We start from the raw sequence: 16910 nt of genomic DNA, 5'->3' as shown, positions 1-16910 counted from the left end.
CTACTGCGAAATAGGGACTCAGGACACCAGGGCCGCAGACGTTCACCGTCAGCCGGTGAACAGGGTGCGGTGCAGCATGACGCGCACACGGCGGCTCAGATGCTCGCTTGCGGGGGAGTCGGACAGGGATGCCGCGGCCTCGGCCATTTTGAGCGCCGTCAGCACGTCATCCGCTTCCACGTCCGGGTGGACCGTGCCGCACTCCCGGCCCCGTGCCAGCAGTGGTTCGAAGGCTTCCGTGGTGCGGGTGGCGAGGTGGGTGAACCAGGCGACATCCGCCCCCGCGAGCACGTGGACGATGCCACGGTTGCGCGCGTGCATGTCCAGGACGAAGTCGAACAGTTCCGCGGCGCCCTGCGCCTTGCCCCGCAGTGCGGCGGCACGATCCTCGATCTGGACCACGCTGTCCTCGAAGACGGTCGCCGCGAGTTCTTCGCGGGTTGCGAAGTTCCGGTACAGCGTCGTCCGGCTCACCTCCGCGGCACGCGCCACCTCCTCCAGGGGCACGTCGGCGCCCTGCTCCGCGAACATCCGGCGTGCGGCCGCGAGCAGCTGTTCCCGATTGCGCGCGGCATCGCGCCGCAAGGGCCGGCCGGCTTCCTTCGACATGGCGGAAGAATATCCGCGGCCGCGCCGGAGGATGATCGCAGGGCACCGCTGAGCGGGGCTGTTCAGGAAACGTACATCGATGTACGGTTTCCATGTCACAGGCGGATCCGCCTGTGACCAGGCGCGCCCCGCGCCCTGATCCCCCCGCATCCACGCCACGGCAGTACGGCAGCATCCGGAAGGGAGCCGACATGGACGGACTCGAAGGCAAAGTCGTGGTCTTCGCCGGTGGCGGAGGGATCGCCCAGGCGACCGCGGAGATCCTCGGCGCCGGCGGCGCCAAGGTGATCGTCGGCGACATCGACGCGGACTCGGCCGGGGCGGTGGTCCAGGCCGCGAAGTCCGCCGGCGGTGAAGGTCTGGCGGTGACCGTCGACATAGCGGACCAGGAACAGGTCAGGAAACACATGGAGCTGGCCGTGCGCGAGTACGGCCGCATCGACGGCCTGTTCAACGTCGCCGCCAACATCCATCCGGACGAGGTGGCCAAGGACACGCACGCGGTCGACATCGACCTGGGCGCCTGGCAGCGGTCCATCGACGTCAACCTGACCAGCTACCTGCTCACGCTTGAGCGCGCGTTGCCTCACATGATCACCGGCGGTGGTGGCTCCGTGGTGAACATCCTCTCGGCGGCCGCCTATGCCGGAATGCCGGACAAGGTCGCCCACTCGGTGACGAAGGCCGGACTCACCGCGCTCACCCGACACGTCGCCGGCAAATACGGCAAGCACGGGATCAGGGCCAACGGCGTCGCGCCCGGGCGCGCCCTGACCGAGCAGACCAAGCTGAACCTGCCGAGCGAGTACCAAGACCTCGCCCTCCGAGCCACCCCCTCACCGCGCCAGGGAAAGCCCGAGGACATCGGCTCCATGGTGGCGTTTCTCCTGTCCGACCGATCCGCGTGGATCAACGGCCAGATGCTCTCGGTCGGCGGAGGCAGCACGATGCGCCCCTGACCGACCCCAGGACCGCATGGCGGCCGTCGCACCGGCGAAATCCAGAATCGAGAAAGGACCGAGCCCTCCCTCATGTCTGCCCCCCACACCTCGACGACCCTCACGACGCCCGGACTGCCGGAACCCGACTTCGACATCGAGGCCCTGCGCGAGAAGTACCGGGCCGAGCGCGACCGACGGCTGCGCCCCGACGGGACTTCCCAATACCACGGCGTCGGCGGAAGGTTCGGCTACTACGCACAGGACCCCTACACGGACCAGGAGTTCACCCGGGAGCCCTTGCACGACCGCGTCGAGGCGGTCGTCATCGGCGGCGGATTCGGCGGTCTGCTCGCGGCCGCGCGCCTGCGGCAGGTGGGCGTCGAGTCGATCCGGGTGATCGAGAAGGGCGGGGACTTCGGCGGTACCTGGTACTGGAACCGCTATCCCGGCATCCACTGCGACATCGAGTCCTACGTCTACATGCCGCTCCTAGAGGAGGTCGGCTACATACCGAAGTGGCGGTACGCGCCGGGCGAGGAGATCCGCCGGCACGCGCAGGCCATCGGGGAACACTTCAAGCTGCACAGCGACGCGTGCTTCCAGACACAGGCGACCGAACTGCGCTGGGACGACGCCGAGTCGGAATGGCTCGTCAGCACCGACCGCGGCGACGCGATGCGGGCCCGATTCGTGGTGGTGGCCACCGGAGTACTCAGCCAGGCGAAGCTCCCGAGGATCCCTGGGATCGAGTCCTTCCGCGGGCATACGTTCCACACCAGCCGCTGGGACTACGCGTACACGGGCGGCGACGCGAACGGAAATCTCCACAGGCTCGCCGACAAGCGCGTCGCCGTCGTCGGCACCGGCGCCACGGCCATCCAGGTCGTACCGCACCTCGCGGCCGACGCCCAGCACCTCTACGTCTTCCAGCGCACGCCCTCCACCGTCGACGTACGCGACAACCGGCCCACCGACCCGGAGTGGGCCGAGCGCCTCACCCCCGGCTGGCAGCGGCGCCGCATGGACAACTTCCTCAAGGTCCTCACCGGCATCCCGGTCGACGAGGTCGACGAGGACCTGGTGAACGACGCCTGGACCAGCTCTGCGCGACTGCACGAGAAGCTCATCCCCACCAACGTGTACGCGGAGATCCCGGCCAAGGTGCGCGAACGCGTCTACGAGATCACCGACTTCCAGAAGATGAACGAGCTGCGCGCCCGCGTGGACGCGGTCGTCGCGGACCCGGTGACGGCCGAGAAGCTCAAGCCCTGGTACCGGTACATGTGCAAGCGGCCCACGTTCAGCGACACCTACCTGCAGAGCTTCAACCGGGACAACGTCACACTCGTCGACACGGCCGATACCCATGGCGTGGAGCGGATCACCGAGGACGCGGTCGTGGTCGGCGGCACGGAGTACGAGGTCGACTGCATCGTCTTCGCGACCGGTTTCGAGGTCGGCATCTCGGGGATTCTGTCCGGCCGGCTCCCGGTCTACGGACGGGGAGGCGTACACCTCTTCGAGGCATGGCACGAAGGGCCCAAGACCCTTCACGGCTTCTACAGTCACGGTTTCCCGAACCTCTTCCAGCTCGGCCCGCTGCAGAACGCGAGCTCCGTCAACTTCGTCCACGTACTCGACGAACAGGCCACTCACGTCGCCGAGGTCGTGGCCGCAGCCCGCGAGCGCAAGGCCCGCTACGTCGAGCCGAACCCTCAGGCTCAGGACGACTGGGTGGCCGGCCTCCGGAAGAACGCGCCCGACCTGCACAAGTTCCAGGCCGAGTGCACCCCTGGCTACTACAACAACGAGGGCAAGCCACGCGAGCGCAACGAGACCTATGCCGACGGACCGGTCGCCTTCCACGCACTGCTCAGGGACTGGCGCGAGGGCGGCGGCCTGGACGATGTACTCGCCCCGGCCGATCAAGAGGGGGGCGAAGGGTGATCACCGACCGACAGGCAAGGACGCCCACCAGGTTCGACGAGCCCGGCAACCACCGGCCGAGAAGCGCTCGTTGGCGGGCCGAGCGGCTCAACCCGCCCCACCGGTTGTGGGGTTCCAACGGCATCGCCTTCGGCCCGGACCGTCGGCTGTACGTCGCCGAGTTCCTGGCCGGGCGCGTCAGCGCCGTCGATCCGGCCACGGGTGACCTGGAGGTGATCGTGCCGATGGACGGCCCGGTGCAGTCCCCGGACGACCTGGCTTTCGGCGCGGACGGCTCGATGTACATCGCCGACCTGGTCCCCGGCCGCGTATGGCGCCGCAGCCCTGACGGAACGTACACGCTGGTCTCCGACCAGGTGCAGGTACCGAACGGCATCACCTGTATCGGGGACCGGCTCTTCGTCAACGAAATGAAATTCGACGGCCGCCTCCTGGAGCTGTTCCCGGACGGCGGCGACCCTGTGGTGCTGACCGACGGTCTGGCCTTGGGCAACGCCATGCAGCGCGGCCCGGACGGTTGCTTGTACTACCCGCACATGGTCACCGGCCAGGTCTGGCGTATCCCACCGGACGGCGGGGAGCCGGAGGTGGTCGCGCATGACGTGCACGAACCGGTTGCCGTCCGCTTCGATCAGGGCGGTGTCCTGCATGTCCTGTCGCGTGGAGTCGAAGGCATCGTGACACGCATCGATCTGCACGGCAGCGGATCCCGGTCCCTCGTCGTAAGTGGCCTGGTGGGCTTGGACAATGCCGCCTTCGACGCCGAGAACCGCATGTTCGTCTCCAGCTACGCCGCCGGTGGCATCACGGAGTTGCACCCCGACGGTCGCACCCGCGAGATCGTACCGCGAGGGCTCGACGGTCCGTACGGCGTGACCGTCGCCCCCGGCGGCACGGTGTACGCGGCCGACCACTACCGTCTGGCCACCCCGGCGGCCACGCACGAAGGTGAGCCGGCCACCGTCGTCCGGGCCGGCGATCCGGGCGGGGGCGTCACTTCGCTCACCCTGCTGCCGCCCGCAGTCCACGGCGTGGCCGCCGCCGACGGCCTGGTGCACTGCACCTCGCAGTACGGCGACGTCCACACCTATGACCCCGAGCAGAACACAACTCGCCTGCGAGCAACCGGCCTTGATGAGCCCGGCGGGATAGCGGTGGGGCCGGACGGGTCACTCGTGGTCGCCGAGACCGGGGCGGGACGGATCGTGGCCGTCGGGCCGGACGGCACCATCACCGCGCTCGTCGAAGGCATCGACCATCCCGTGGACGTGACCTTCGACGACGAGGGGCGGGCGTACGTCAGCGACGACCGGCGCGGGACGGTGCTGCGGATCGACGACGGGAAGACGGTCACCGTCGCGGACGGACTCGGGGCACCACAGGGCCTGGCGGCCTCAGGGGACGAGCTGTTCGTCGTGGAGACCGACCACCGCCGAATCCGGGTGATCTCCCTCACCACGGGGGCGAGCCGCGTCGATGCCGAGGACCTTCCGCTCGGGCCGCCTCCGGGCGTCGTGCCGCGTGCAGAACCCGCCTTGTTCACTCCCGACGGCATGCCCGGCGTACCCCGCCGGTTCGCCGGCCTCGCGGCCACTCCTTGCGGCTCGCTCCTCCTCGCCGCCCATGGCGAAGGCACCGTACTGCGTTTCACGCCGGTACGTGACGAGTCCGACGACCAGGACGATCAGGGAAGTTCAAGCACACGGCTCGGTACCGCATGAGTGAGGGACGGAAGGGGCCGGACATGTCCAAGCCCGCAGTGAGCCACACCCTCGGCGTGGCGGTGCTGGCCTTCGGCGGCATCGTGGCCGCGACCATGCAGACCTTGGTGGTGCCGATCCTCGGTGAACTGCCGGAGATCCTCGGCACCTCCGCGTCCAACGCGTCCTGGGTCGTCACGGTCACGCTGCTGACCGCTGCCGTGGCCACCCCCATCGCCGGCCGCCTGGGTGATCAGCACGGCAAGCGCCGTATGCTGATCGCCTGCACGATCCCCCTCTGTTCGGGTTCTGTCCTGGCCGCCGTGGCCACCTCCCTGCCGCTGATGCTCGTCGGGCGCGGGCTGCAGGGCATGGGGGCGGGACTGGTGCCGCTCGGCATCAGCGCGATGCGCGACATCATGCCGCCGGAGAAGCTCAACACCGCCGTCGCGCTGATGAGCGCCTCGCTCGGAATCGGCGGCGCGCTCGGCCTCCCGCTGGCGGCGACGGTGGCCCAGTACGGCAGTTGGCGCGCGCTGTTCTGGGTGAGCGCGGTGCTCAGCCTGGTCGCGGCGGTGCTGATCCGCCTCATTCTCCCGGTTCCGGCGTCACCGGGGAGGGCCGGAAGCGGGTTCGACTTCGTGGGAGCCCTGGGGCTCAGCACTGGCCTGGCGGCACTGCTCCTCGCGGTGTCCAAGGGTGCCGACTGGGGCTGGAGCAGTGGCATGACGCTCGGGCTCTTCGGCACGGCGACCATCGTCCTGCTTACCTGGGCCTGGTGGGAGCTGCGCACCACGGAACCGATGGTCGACCTGCGCACCACGGCCCGACCGCAAGTCCTCCTGACCAATGCCGCTTCCGTCGTCGTCGGCTTCTCCATGATGGCCTCGTCGCTCATCGTGCCGCAGCTGCTGCAGCTGCCCGAGCGGACCGGCCACGGACTCGGCAAGTCGATGCTGGTCGCGGGCTTGGTGATGGCACCGGGCGGACTCGCGATGATGGCGGTGGCACCCGTGGCCGGCCGTATCTCCACGAAGTTCGGGCCGAAGGTCACGCTCCTCACCGGCTGCCTGATCGTCGCGGCAGGCTATCTGGCCTCGCTGTACCTGATGGACTCCGTGGCGACCCTGATGGCCGTGGTGATCGTCATCTCCGGTGGCATCGGCTTCGCGTACGGCGCGATGCCCGCACTCATCATGGGCGCCGTCCCGGCGACGGAGACGGCGGCGGCCAACGGCTTCAACGCCCTCATGCGGTCCATCGGCACCTCCGCCTCTTCGGCCGTGGTCGGCCTCGTCCTGTCCCAGATGACCGTCACGATCGGACCGATGAGCATCCCGTCCGAGGACGGTTTTCGCACCGGATTGCTCATCGGCGGGCTCGCAGCCCTGCTCGCGGCACTGATCACCCTCGCCATTCCCTGCCGCAGGCCCGCCGAACAGCCCTCGACCAGCACAGGCGTCTCCGCCGAGACCAGCCAGATCCCCACCCATGTGAAAGAGAGCAACTCATGAGCACCATCAAGGAATTCACGGACCGAGCCGTGATCGTCACCGGAGCCGGCTCCGGCATCGGCCGGGCGACGGCGATCGCGTTCGCGGCGCGCGGCGCACACGTGGCCGTCGCCGACCTCAACGCCGAGGGCGCCGCGGCGGTCGTCAAGGAGATCGAACAGGCCGGCGGCAGCGCGGTCGCCGTCGTCGGCGACCTGAGCGACCAGAGCGTCGTCGACGCGGTCGTCGACACAACCCTGAAGTCGTTCGGCAGCATCGACGTCCTCGTCAACAACGCCGGGATCATGGACAGCATGTCCGCGGTCGCCGACGTCAGCGACGCCGAGTGGGAACGGCTGATACGCATCAACCTGACCGCCCCGTTCCTCCTCACCCGGGCCGCACTGCCGCACATGCTGCAGGCCGGGCGCGGCTCCATCATGTTCACCGCCTCGGAGGCGTCCCTGCGCGGATCGGCCGCCGGCGCCGCGTATACGGCCGCCAAGCACGGAATCGTCGGCCTGACCAAGTCGCTGGCGGTCATGTATCGCTCCTCGGGCATCCGCGCGAACGCAATCGCCCCGGGAGGCACCATCACCGGCATCCAGCTCAGCGCGGACCCCGAGGCCCTCGGCCCGCAGACCCTGGCGTCGTACATGGGCAATGTCGGACAGCCGGCCGCCGCCGAGACCCAGGCCGCGGCCATCGTGTTCCTCGCCTCCGACGCGGCGAGCAACATCAGCGGTGTCGTGCTGCCCGTGGACGGCGGTTGGTCCGCGGTCTGAACCCGTTGGGACCGTCACCGAGCTCGGGCTGGCCGGGATGCGACGAGTACGGCTGGGCGAGAGGGGCCGGTCGGGCGTCTCGCCGAGCCGTCAGGCAGGCGCCTGCCGCGGTGGACGGGAAGGCCGTCCGCCCATGCTGGACCGCCGCACCACCAGCTCCGGCTGGAGCACGACGTGCTGGTGACGATGGTCCGCCGCCGAATCACCGGTCTCCTCCGCTCGCTGTCATCGCTCTCAACCTCACCTCCCCGCCCCAGAACCCCGAGGCCTACCTCTCCGCCTTCCAGCACACGCTGATCTTCAGCACAGTCCTGCTCGCACTCGTCGCACTGCTCGCGCTCACGCTTCCCAGACACACGGCTGCTACGGACTGGCAGCTTCCGTCAGCTCATATTCCGTAACGCATAGGGACTATCCTCATGGAACGGACATCCGGACCGCGTCCGAGCACACATCCCCCCCCCCCCCCCCCCCACGGGGCCTCCCGCACGTAACGGAACTACCAGGTCACGGCCTCCCCCTTAAAGCCCTGCTCGCCCCACACCCCGGAATCAGTGGCCCCACCCCCCCCCCCATCGGCCACGCTGTCCGTGGTCAGCCGAATTGCACGCGCCGCCGCCTCACGCGAAGGCACCCGCAGTACGTCTGACCAGCGGGCTTGCACGGCACGCGGCAAGATCCACTCAGTGGGGGAATCTGCCTGCGCAAACGGTGTCGTTCCGGACCGCGTGGACGCCCAAAGACGGTTTCCACGACATGTGCCATGTGGTACCCAGTGAGGGACCCAGGATCAGGACGGGAGCCTCTTCTGGCCCGTCAAAGCGGTATTGCAGGGTGTTCGGTGGTGTCTCGCTCACCCGTCTGAGCCTCTCATCTGTCACGACAGCCCCTATGAGCGGGGGGCTGGCTGTAGCTGTTTTACCAGGTGGAAGACCTCCGGGCCGCGTAGCTATTGAGGCAGCGGACGATTTCGCGCCGCGTCTTGCCTCCTTGATCCGCCGCTCGTAGTAGTCCTGAGTGCGCGGGTCGACCCGCAGGCGGGTGAACACGATGCGGTGAAGCGCGGCGTTGGCCTGCCGGTCGCCGCCGCGGTTGAGGCGACGGAATTGCCTGCGTCCCGAGGAACGCTCGACAAGCCCGACCTTCTCTACTGCCTCGGGGCCCATGGATACGGGACCGTCTGCCCCGGGTTCATGACCATCGTCGAGAAGAACGGCCGCTACCACGCCCGGCATGTCAGGGGCGAGGTGTCCGAGACAGCGGGCGAGAGCGAGCTGCACAAGGCGCTCAAGAAGCCGGGACAGCAGCGGCACGTCCGCATTGCGGTCCTGCACGCTCGCCGCCGTCACCAGCACCACGAGCAGCAGCAACCCCAGCGCGTCCACAGCCAGGTGCCGCTTACGGCCGCCCACCTTCTTCCCAGCGTCCCAGCCCGACGTGGTGCACGGCACGCTTGCCGCCGCCCGCAGCGACCGGGCGTCCACGATCGCCGCCGTCGGATCGATCTTGCGGCCCTCCTTGACCCGGACCGCATCGCGCAGCCGGTCGTGCAGTTCGGTCAGCAGCACGCTGACCTGCCAGCGGCGGGCGAAGGCATGCACCCGCCGAAACGGCGGAAAGTCCGCCGGTAGATTCCGCTTAATGTGGAATCGAGTCGGGCTAGGCGGTTTCGTTTGGATCAGCGGGCGGACCAGAGGAAGATGCCCGCGATGTGAAGTCCGGCGAGGTAGATGGTCGCGGTCTTCTCGTAGCGGGTGGCGATGCCGCGCCACTGCTTCAGGCGGTTGATGCACCGCTCGACGGTGTTGCGCTGCTTGTATGCCTCGCGGTCGAAGGCCGGCGGTCTGCCGCCCGCCTGTCCGCGCTGCCGCCGGCTGGCTGCTGGTCGGCGCGTTCCGGAATCACCGCGCGGATGCCACGTCTGCGCAGGTGGTCGCGGATCGCGCGGGAGGAGTACGCCTTGTCGCCCAGGACCAGGTCCGGCCGGGTACGGGGCCGTCCAGAAGGGCGGGGAACGCGCAGGCGGGACATGACGTCCGTGAAAGCGGGTGCGTCGCCGGCCTGACCGGCGGTGAGGACGAACGCCAGTGGTCGGCACCGGCCGTCGGCCGCGAGGTGGATCTTCGTGGTCAGTCCGCCGCGGGACCGGCCGATGGCGTGATCGTCCGGCTCGCCGGCCGGGGCCCCTTTTTGCGGGCTCCGGCCGCGCGCTGGTGTGCGCGCACGATGGTCGAGTCGACCGAGACGGCCCAGTCGAGGTCTTCGTCGGCGTCTGCCTGAGCGACCAGCGCGGTGAACACCCGCTCCCAGGTGCCGTCGACGGCCCACATTCGCAGCCGGTTGTAGACGCCCCGCCAGTTGCCGTACTTCTCCGGCAGGTGCACCCACTGAGTACCGGTCTGGAACTTGAAGGCGATCGCGTCGATCACCTCACGATGATCCCGCCAGCGGCCACCCCGCTTCGGCGTCCGGTCCGGGAGCAACGGCTCGATCCGCGCCCACTGCGCATCAGTCAACGGCACACCCGGACCAACGACCGTCTGATCCAAACGAAATGGCCTAGTACTGCGGCCGATTGCAGAGGAAGCAGCCGTCCCAGAGCGGGAGCGCGCTGACGACGCGGTGGCACACGCAGGAGGCCATCGCGGCCTCGTCCGGGCCGGGGAAGCCGCGTGCGGCGCTGCTGTCGGCGGGTGGGGTGCAGGACTCCACCATGGTCGTGAAGCGGTGCAGGCAGTCATGCACGCGGGGCGGGTGGTAGCCCAGCTCGCTCCAGCGATGTCCGCTCGCCGCGAGTGCTGTGGCACGTAGCACGAAGTCCTTCGCGCGGGCGCGTTCCCGCTCCGTCGCACCCCAGTCGAACTCCGCCAGGTCGAACCCGACGGCACCGCGCCCCATGACGTTCTGGTCCTGCAGGGTCAGCAGCGCCGCGAAGCGGAAGTCCCAGTCCTCGGAGGCGAGATCGGACACGGCCAGCATCAGCACGTCGATGAACACCGCGGTGGCGCCATTGGACAGGTCCAGGTCGTGGTTACCGCCGGAGAAGATGTTGCTCACCGACCTATGATGCGATCCCGGCCCTCCGCCTGCTTGGAGAAGACGCATGACGGATGCGAGCACCGGCAAAGTGGTCGTGAACAGGGTGATGTCCCTCGATGGGTTCATCGCCGGTCCCGGCCACACGATGGACTGGATCTTCGAGCACATGACGTCGACGACGTTCCCGGAGGTCATGGCGGCCACGGGCGCCATGCTCATCGGCCGGGGCACGTACGAGGTCGGCAAGCGCATGTCCGACGAGAACCCCGGCTACGACGGCGGGGCGCAGTTCGTCCTCACCCACCGCCCGCCCGACGAGCTGGACCCCAACGTCACCTTCCTCACCTGCGACATCGAGGAAGCCGTGGCCACGGCACGCCGCGCCGCCGGCGACAAGAACCTGGAGATCCTCGGCGCCGACGTGGCCGCCCAGTGCCTACAGCGCGGCCTCGTCGACGAGATCCTGGTGTACGTGCTGCCGGTGCTGCTCGGCGACGGCGTCCGCTTCGCGCCGCCGGGCCTCGACCGGATCGACCTGGAACCGTTCAGCAACGTCCAGTCGGGCGGGGTCACCATGCTGCGCTTCCACGTGCGCAAGTAGCCACGTTCGCAACTACTAGCTGTTGCGGGTCAGGACGTTGGTGACGGCGCATAGTGGTGGGCAAGATTGGTGGCGAGGTCGCGGAGGTGATCCCTGGCTTCGGTGGGGCCGTGCACAGTGATGGCGCTCCCGAACGGCAGTAGTGCTCGCACGTCCTCCAGATGCAGGAAGCGGATCGTCACCTTGTGGCCGGTGGCGGATTCTTCATGGTCGCCCCGGACGAGGCGTTGGCCGAAGATCCGTTGCGCTCGATCGATCTGCGTCTGGTCGATGGTGGCGCTGACCTCTATCGCGTGGTTGTGTTCCCACTGCTCAATGAGCGCTGCAGCGACGGTGGCCAGGGTCTGGTTCTCGCGGATCCGGCGTGGCTGGTCGACTTCTTTCCACGTCGTGATCCGTTCGAGTCGGTACATCCGTGGCACGCGGGCACAGTCGGCGACGAGGTACCAGGTGCCGGCCTTGGCGAACAGCCCGTAGGGATCCACGACCGGGTGGCGTGGGCATGATTCGCGTCGGCTGTCGTACTCGATCCGTAGTCGGCGACCTCGCCGCACTGCGCCGATCAGCGAAGCCGGAGTCGTGCCGGACGTATGTTCCTGGAGCCAGGGACGGCTGTCCACGTGCACTACGTCGGTGAGCGGCAGGAGCTCATGAACTCGACGTGACTGTGTAGCGACGATCTTGGAGAGCGCGCGCTGGCTTTCAACCGATACGTTGAGCTCCGCACGTTGCTTCTCATCCAGCCCGGTGAGCGACAGATGATCACGCTCGCCCGGTGTGAGCCGCGTGAGGTCGAGCCCGGACCCGGGCAGCATGGTCACGCCTCCGAGGCGACCCCGGTGTGCGGACACCGGCAGACCGGCGTCACGGAGCCAGTTCAGATCCCGGGTGATGGTTCGAAGGGATACCCCGAGCGCCGAGGCAAGTTCCTGTGTAGTCACGGCATCCCTCGATTCGAGGAGCAGCATCAGGGCGAAGAAGCGGTCTGGGGTCACACACCAACTTTTTCAGGAATTGCGACACGATGCGGCGCATATCCCGCTCAGGCTGGTGGATGCGTACCTACCACCTGTGAGAAGGAACAACCATGACCACATCCGTCGTGTCCATCGTCTACGTGAACGACGCTCCCACCGCAGCTCGTTTCTACGGCGACCTCCTCGGCATGAGCCCCTCGTTCGAGACTCCGGGATACATCACCTTCGACCTCGGGCCAGGCGCTGACCTCGGTCTGTGGTCTGGCCAGTTCGAGCATCTGTCACCGGACATCCCGCGCACCAGTGAGGTTTGCCTGGCCATCGACGGTGGACCCGACGAGCTCAACGCGACCTTTGAGCAGTGGCAGTCCAAGGGGGTCACGATCCTGCGCGAGCCTCATGATGCGGGGTTCGGGCTGACCTTCCTCGCAGCCGATCCGGACGGGAACCGTATCCGCGTCGCACCGCAGGACTGAAAGGCCGCAATGCGGCAGGCGCGCACGATAGGTGTCGCGCCTGCCGTCGTCTGACTTGGAGAGGACGACGAGTGCCCCACGCGAAGGCGACCGTGAGGCGGTCGCCGTCCTAGCGGAACGGCCCTGCGAAATCTGGAGGGGGACACGATCGAGCTGCGGGAGGCATCCGAGGAGGAACTGCGGGCAGCGATCGATCCGCCGCCCGACGCACAGGAGTGATCCCCTGCCAGGCAGGCTAGTCTCGCCGTTTCGCTTGAGTTCGGCGGCTGTTGACGCGGAAATACGAAAGTGCCTTCCTGACCTGGGACGATGAACCTTGCTGAGGGGTTCTGTCGGTCCAGGCGGAGGGCACTTTCTACGTGCAGGCTATCGGGTTGCGTCCCAAGGTTAGGTCAGTGCCGATGGTTCGGGGGTGGTCGGGCATGCCGGGGCACGGTTGCTGGCGGATCTCGCCGATGCCACCGGGCTGACCGCCGCGTACTCCGCCGCGCTCAGGCCGCTTCGGCCGCGCGGGACCGGACATGACCCGGGCCGGATCGCCACCGACCTGGCGGTGATGCTCGCCGACGGCGGCGAGGCCATCGCAGACCTTGCCGTACTGCGGGACCAGGCGGCAGTCTTCGGGCCTGTCGCCTCGACACCGACGGCCTGGCGGCTGCTCGCCGATGTCGACGAGACGGCCGCCGCCTCGCTGGCTTCTGCCCGTGCCCAGGCCCGGGAAGTCGCCTGGATGCAGGCCGCCGATCACGGTGAGGGCATCCCCGCAGCCCGGGCTGCGGCGCATGCTGCCCGGTCTGGTCCTGGACCTTGATGCCACGCTGGTCACCTGCCACTCCGAGAAAGCGCAGGCCGCACCCACCTATAAGGGCGGCTTCGGCTTTCACCCGCTGCTGTGTTTCCTGGCCAACACCGGCGAGGCGCTGGCCGGCCGGCTGCGGCCCGGGAACGCCGGCGCCAACACCGCCGCCGATCACATCACGGTGCTCGACCAGGCGCTCGCGCAGATCCCTGACGCCCACCGGCACGGCACCGACATCCTCGTCCGCACCGACAGCGCCGGATCCGCGAAAGCCTTCCTCGCGCACGTCCGCGACCTGCGGAAACGAGGAATCCGTACCTGCTTCTCGGTCGGATACGCCATCACCGGAACGGTCCGACGCGCCATCCGGGCCATGCCCGACCGCCTCTGGCATCCCGCCCTGGACCAGGACGGAACGCTGGGTGAGGGCGCCGAGGTCGCCGAGCTGACAGGCCTGATCGATCTGGACGGCTACCCCAACGGCACCCGCGTCATCGTGCGCCGGGAGCGGCCGCACTCCGGAGCCCAGCTGTCCCTGTTCGACCAGAACAAGGGCCGACGCCATCAGGTGTTCCTCACCGACACTCCCTCCGCCTCGCTCATCGGACAGCTGACGATCAGCCGCGTCTCATCACACCAACCGAAACGGCGAGGCTAGCTGGGGAAGCGCCCGCGATGTCACCGCGCAGTGTCCGTGGTACGCCTAGCGGGCCGTGATCCTCGGCTCCGTTCCTGGGCCGCTGTCCTGCCGGATCTGCCACCGCACCTGGCTGAGCGCCGAAGTCACGGCTGCCGAGTGCAGACCAGGCATCCATGTCGCCCTGTGCCCCGACTGCTACGAGACCGAGGTCCTGATCCACCTCGCTACCGTGGTCTCCGCCCCATGCAGCGGCAGACGGTGTGCTTCGCTGGCGGCACCGGATGCAACGCCCTGGAGGAGCGCGGAAGCTGCGAGCAGTGCTACTCCCCTAGGCAGGAAGAGGACGCCTGGCTGTGTCCAGACTGCCTGGTCGCTCGATCGCCCAGTGCTGACCGCCCGGCCCAGCTGATGTCCCCGCATGCCGAACACCCATACCGCCCCTGCCTGAGTATCTGGTTGTCGGCCTGTCCGCGGGCTACCTGATTGCCTTCCATCGCCACGGTGGTGCCCCTGCCCGGCCGCGCAGGCAGTCGATGCGGTATTGCGCCTCGCGCCGCCACTCCGGGCGTGTGGCGGCATGCTGCGCGGCGTACGTCGTCATCCGCAGCTCTCGCGCGCCAGCCAGAAGTTCATACCCTTCCCACTCCGTGACGTCAGCGCCGTAAGTCTCGCAGAACGCGGCGTACTCCTCCGCAGACACCGCGCCGGTCGTGGTGAGCTTCACTGCGGTCGACACGAGATCCCACTCCGGGGGGGCCGAACGAAGCGCGCTCGAAGTCGAGCAACATCGGGCCGGCCTCCGTGCGCGCCACGTTGCCGACCCATGCATCCCCGTGAACTACACCCTCCGGCAGGCCCTTCGGCCTCGAACCCCACTGGTCCTTGAGGTCCTTGAGCCGGCCGTGCAGCCACTGTCGGTCATCGCCAGGAATCGCGCTCGCTGCGTCAATGCGCTCAGCCAATCGGACGAACGGGTCCAGCTCGCCAAGGGGTAGGTCTGGTTTCGGCAGGGCGTGCAGTTTTGCCCGCAGGCCGGCGCTGAGGGAGATGGTGCTGCTTCCTCGACGCACTGCGGCCTCCGCTTCGGATCGGCGTGCGTAGCGACCCGAGTGATGTTCCTCCACGGTCCTGGGTCAGGCAGGAGCTGCACGTTCGTCTGCGGATATTTGCCTGTCAATGCCCACGCAATGACACGCCCAATCCCGTAGATATCTGCGGAGGGTGTGGCCTCGTGCGCCGCGACGAAGAGTTCAGGTGCCGCGAAGCCCTCAGTGCCAATCTCGAAGCGAGTACGTCCAGCCTTCGTAGTCTCGCCCCTCGGCCGCCTGACGATCCCCCAGCCGGCGAGAGTCCATTGACCGTCCAGCAGCAGGATATTGGAGGGCTTGACGTCGCGGTGAAGCCAGTCGTGAGTGTGAGCGATTTCCAGCACGTCCATTAGCGCCTCGACCAGACCGCGTAACGATGCAGGATCCCTGAGGTCGTCGTGCCGACCCTCCGCGGTCGCCTGTGCCATCGGCATGACGAGCCACCCGTCTTGTGGGCTGGAGTCGAGGATGGGCATGTAGTGGGTCTGCTGGCCCAGGAGGTGGGATACCTCGATCTCTCGCCGTATCCGTGCGATGTCGAGGAGCGCCAGGTCGACACCGACGTCCATGGCGGCGATCAGGTCGTTGTCCTCGGCGTTGAGGGCGCCCGGATTGGTGACCGTCAGGTGGGCCGCCTCGCCGACGCGCTCGACGTGCAACCGGCCGAGATCGACACTGCCGCGCCCGGTGAACTCCGGCAGCAGTGCCAGGGCCCGGTCCGTGGGCCGCAGCAGCGACTCCATCAGGTGGAGGCCGGCCCGCTCCTGCCGCAGCACGCCGGAGAAGAAGACGGCCTGGTCGATCTCCCGCCCTTCCTTGTCGGCCTGCGCGAGCCCGGCCTCGGCGGCCATCTGCTCGCGGGTGGGCACCAGGCCGTCCAACAACGCGGCGGCGTCGAGGAGTTCGTCCAGCCGAGGTAGGGGGGTGCTGTTCCCGATCAGCGCGTCGTACACGGCCTGCCCGTGCTCGGCCAGGAACGCGGTGCGCGCGCGTCGCGCGTCGTCCGTCGCCGCGTTCACGCGCGCCCGCTGTTCGGGAGTGCGATCGGCCTTGCGCGGCACATCGGCCAGGACTTCCTCGGCGCGCACCACCAGGGTGCGGGGCCCCTGCCAGGCCGCGGTCAGGGCGGCGGTCACCGCTCGCCTCCCGTCCTTGGGGCTCCGGCGGCGCGCAACGCCCGATCACAGGCGCCGAGATGGGTGCCGAGCGCATCCTCGGAGGAGGTGCAGGGGGCGTCGAGGATCAGGCCGCGCAGCAGCCGGGCCGCGACGCCGGAGGGACTGCCTGCCAGGGCCTTGGCCACGCGGTCGTCGAGCGCGTCGGTGATCTCGTCGACGATGCCCAGATCGAGCGCCTGGCAGGACTCCAGCACTCCGGTGCCCGACATGCACAGTGTGAGCCTGCGGGCGAAGGAGACACCGACGCGGTGGGTGAGCCGGTGGACGGCCATGCCGGGCCAGAAGTCCCCGGCCGCGGTGGGCAGGGCGATCCGCAGGTCGGGGGCGGCGATCCGGATGTCCGCGGTCATGAGCAGGTCGAACGCGGGCCCGCCGCACGCCCCGGAGGCGGTCACGAGGGTGACGGCGTCCAGGCGTTCCCACTGCCGCAGGGCGCGCTCCCACTTGTTCACCGTGTGGACGTCGACGGAGCCCGGCCAGTCCGTGTGGCCGGGGCCGAGTTCGATCACCGCCGCCGCGGCCCGCTCGTCCTCCGCCCGCTCACGGAACGCGGTGATCGTCCTGGTCGGTGGCGCCATGCCCTGCGTGGAATCGAGCCGTATGCGCAGTGTCGTCATCGTCTGTTCACATCCATCCG

13 protein-coding genes and 4 pseudogenes are annotated in these 16910 nt (G+C 68.6%); 8 read left to right on the top strand and 9 right to left on the bottom strand.

The window, feature by feature from the left end; all coding sequences use genetic code 11:
• Window positions 1-48 precede the first annotated feature (48 nt).
• Complete coding sequence (locus A4E84_RS32955) at window positions 49-609, bottom strand: TetR/AcrR family transcriptional regulator (RefSeq protein ID WP_062930041.1); 561 nt, start codon at window positions 607-609, stop codon at window positions 49-51.
• Between the two features lie 191 nt (window positions 610-800).
• On the opposite strand from A4E84_RS32955, the gene A4E84_RS32950 reads away from it, so the two are divergent.
• The 5 genes from A4E84_RS32950 (at window position 801) to A4E84_RS32930 (ending at window position 7475) form a co-directional block, all read left to right on the top strand.
• Entirely contained in the window at window positions 801-1568 is a 768-nt protein-coding gene (locus tag A4E84_RS32950) for an SDR family NAD(P)-dependent oxidoreductase (protein ID WP_062930040.1), read from the top strand.
• Between the two features lie 72 nt (window positions 1569-1640).
• The gene (locus tag A4E84_RS32945; RefSeq protein ID WP_062930039.1) at window positions 1641-3497 is read left to right on the top strand and encodes a flavin-containing monooxygenase; all 1857 of its coding nucleotides are present in this window, start codon (window positions 1641-1643) and stop codon (window positions 3495-3497) included.
• Complete coding sequence (locus A4E84_RS32940) at window positions 3494-5218, top strand: SMP-30/gluconolactonase/LRE family protein (RefSeq protein ID WP_107308412.1); 1725 nt, start codon at window positions 3494-3496, stop codon at window positions 5216-5218. The genes A4E84_RS32945 and A4E84_RS32940 overlap by 4 nt, the downstream gene beginning before the upstream one ends.
• Window positions 5219-5241: 23 nt before the next feature.
• Window positions 5242-6711, top strand: a complete 1470-nt coding sequence (locus tag A4E84_RS32935; protein ID WP_062930038.1) for an MFS transporter — start codon at window positions 5242-5244, stop codon at window positions 6709-6711.
• Window positions 6708-7475, top strand: coding sequence for an SDR family NAD(P)-dependent oxidoreductase (locus A4E84_RS32930; RefSeq protein ID WP_062930037.1), 768 nt, complete (start codon window positions 6708-6710; stop codon window positions 7473-7475). Before A4E84_RS32935 ends, A4E84_RS32930 begins: the two co-directional genes overlap by 4 nt.
• A 1061-nt stretch (window positions 7476-8536) precedes the next feature.
• Here the strand turns inward: A4E84_RS32930 and A4E84_RS45865 are convergent.
• The 3 genes and pseudogenes from A4E84_RS45865 to A4E84_RS32915 form a co-directional block, all read right to left on the bottom strand.
• Window positions 8537-8926, bottom strand: a pseudogene (locus A4E84_RS45865) (transposase); the annotation flags it as partial.
• 227 nt (window positions 8927-9153) lie between these two features.
• Window positions 9154-10024: pseudogene (locus A4E84_RS41485) on the bottom strand (IS5 family transposase).
• 10 nt (window positions 10025-10034) lie between these two features.
• Window positions 10035-10532: a hypothetical protein gene (locus A4E84_RS32915; RefSeq protein WP_062930034.1), complete on the bottom strand. Its 498-nt coding sequence runs from the start codon at window positions 10530-10532 to the stop codon at window positions 10035-10037.
• Window positions 10533-10578: 46 nt separating this feature from the next.
• Between A4E84_RS32915 and A4E84_RS32910 the strand changes: the two genes are divergently transcribed.
• Entirely contained in the window at window positions 10579-11115 is a 537-nt protein-coding gene (locus A4E84_RS32910; RefSeq protein ID WP_062930033.1) for a dihydrofolate reductase family protein, read from the top strand.
• Window positions 11116-11144: 29 nt separating this feature from the next.
• On the opposite strand, the gene A4E84_RS32905 is transcribed toward A4E84_RS32910, so the two are convergent.
• Window positions 11145-12110 (bottom strand): helix-turn-helix transcriptional regulator, encoded by a 966-nt coding sequence (locus A4E84_RS32905; protein WP_062930032.1) that lies wholly within the window; start codon window positions 12108-12110, stop codon window positions 11145-11147.
• A 92-nt stretch (window positions 12111-12202) separates the two neighbouring features.
• Between A4E84_RS32905 and A4E84_RS32900 the strand changes: the two genes are divergently transcribed.
• Both A4E84_RS32900 and A4E84_RS44865 read left to right on the top strand, forming a co-directional pair.
• Window positions 12203-12568 (top strand): VOC family protein, encoded by a 366-nt coding sequence (locus A4E84_RS32900; protein WP_062930031.1) that lies wholly within the window; start codon window positions 12203-12205, stop codon window positions 12566-12568.
• Between the two features lie 329 nt (window positions 12569-12897).
• Window positions 12898-14004, top strand: a pseudogene (locus A4E84_RS44865) (IS1380 family transposase); the annotation flags it as partial.
• Window positions 14005-14482: 478 nt separating this feature from the next.
• On the opposite strand, the gene A4E84_RS44860 reads toward A4E84_RS44865, so the two are convergent.
• The 4 genes and pseudogenes from A4E84_RS44860 to dpgB form a co-directional block, all read right to left on the bottom strand.
• Entirely contained in the window at window positions 14483-14743 is a 261-nt protein-coding gene (locus A4E84_RS44860) for a hypothetical protein (RefSeq protein WP_237305174.1), read from the bottom strand.
• A complete protein-coding gene (locus A4E84_RS44855; protein WP_237305031.1) occupies window positions 14661-15077 on the bottom strand; it encodes a phosphotransferase family protein in 417 nt (138 codons plus the stop codon). The genes A4E84_RS44860 and A4E84_RS44855 overlap by 83 nt, the downstream gene beginning before the upstream one ends.
• 95 nt (window positions 15078-15172) lie before the next feature.
• Window positions 15173-15664, bottom strand: a pseudogene (locus tag A4E84_RS44850) (protein kinase domain-containing protein); the annotation flags it as partial.
• 563 nt (window positions 15665-16227) lie between these two features.
• The gene (gene dpgB, locus A4E84_RS32875) at window positions 16228-16890 is read right to left on the bottom strand and encodes an enoyl-CoA-hydratase DpgB (RefSeq protein ID WP_062930028.1); all 663 of its coding nucleotides are present in this window, start codon (window positions 16888-16890) and stop codon (window positions 16228-16230) included.
• Window positions 16891-16910 lie beyond the last annotated feature (20 nt).

This window comes from Streptomyces qaidamensis (assembly GCF_001611795.1).
GTDB lineage: Bacteria > Actinomycetota > Actinomycetes > Streptomycetales > Streptomycetaceae > Streptomyces > Streptomyces qaidamensis.
Note: the sequence above shows the minus strand (reverse complement) of the source record. Positions and strands in the feature narration are given on the sequence as shown.

Bases quoted from the DNA above. Each gene is read 5' to 3' on its own strand.
- A4E84_RS32945 (WP_062930039.1), top strand. From the start codon at position 1,641: ATGTCTGCCCCCCACACCTCGACGACCCTCACGACGCCCGGACTGCCG.
- A4E84_RS32900 (WP_062930031.1), top strand. From the start codon at position 12,203: ATGACCACATCCGTCGTGTCCATCGTCTACGTGAACGACGCTCCCACC.
- A4E84_RS32930 (WP_062930037.1), top strand. From the start codon at position 6,708: ATGAGCACCATCAAGGAATTCACGGACCGAGCCGTGATCGTCACCGGA.
- dpgB (WP_062930028.1), bottom strand. From the start codon at position 16,890: ATGACGACACTGCGCATACGGCTCGATTCCACGCAGGGCATGGCGCCA.
- A4E84_RS32910 (WP_062930033.1), top strand. From the start codon at position 10,579: ATGACGGATGCGAGCACCGGCAAAGTGGTCGTGAACAGGGTGATGTCC.
- A4E84_RS32955 (WP_062930041.1), bottom strand. From the start codon at position 609: ATGTCGAAGGAAGCCGGCCGGCCCTTGCGGCGCGATGCCGCGCGCAAT.
- A4E84_RS32950 (WP_062930040.1), top strand. From the start codon at position 801: ATGGACGGACTCGAAGGCAAAGTCGTGGTCTTCGCCGGTGGCGGAGGG.
- A4E84_RS32935 (WP_062930038.1), top strand. From the start codon at position 5,242: ATGTCCAAGCCCGCAGTGAGCCACACCCTCGGCGTGGCGGTGCTGGCC.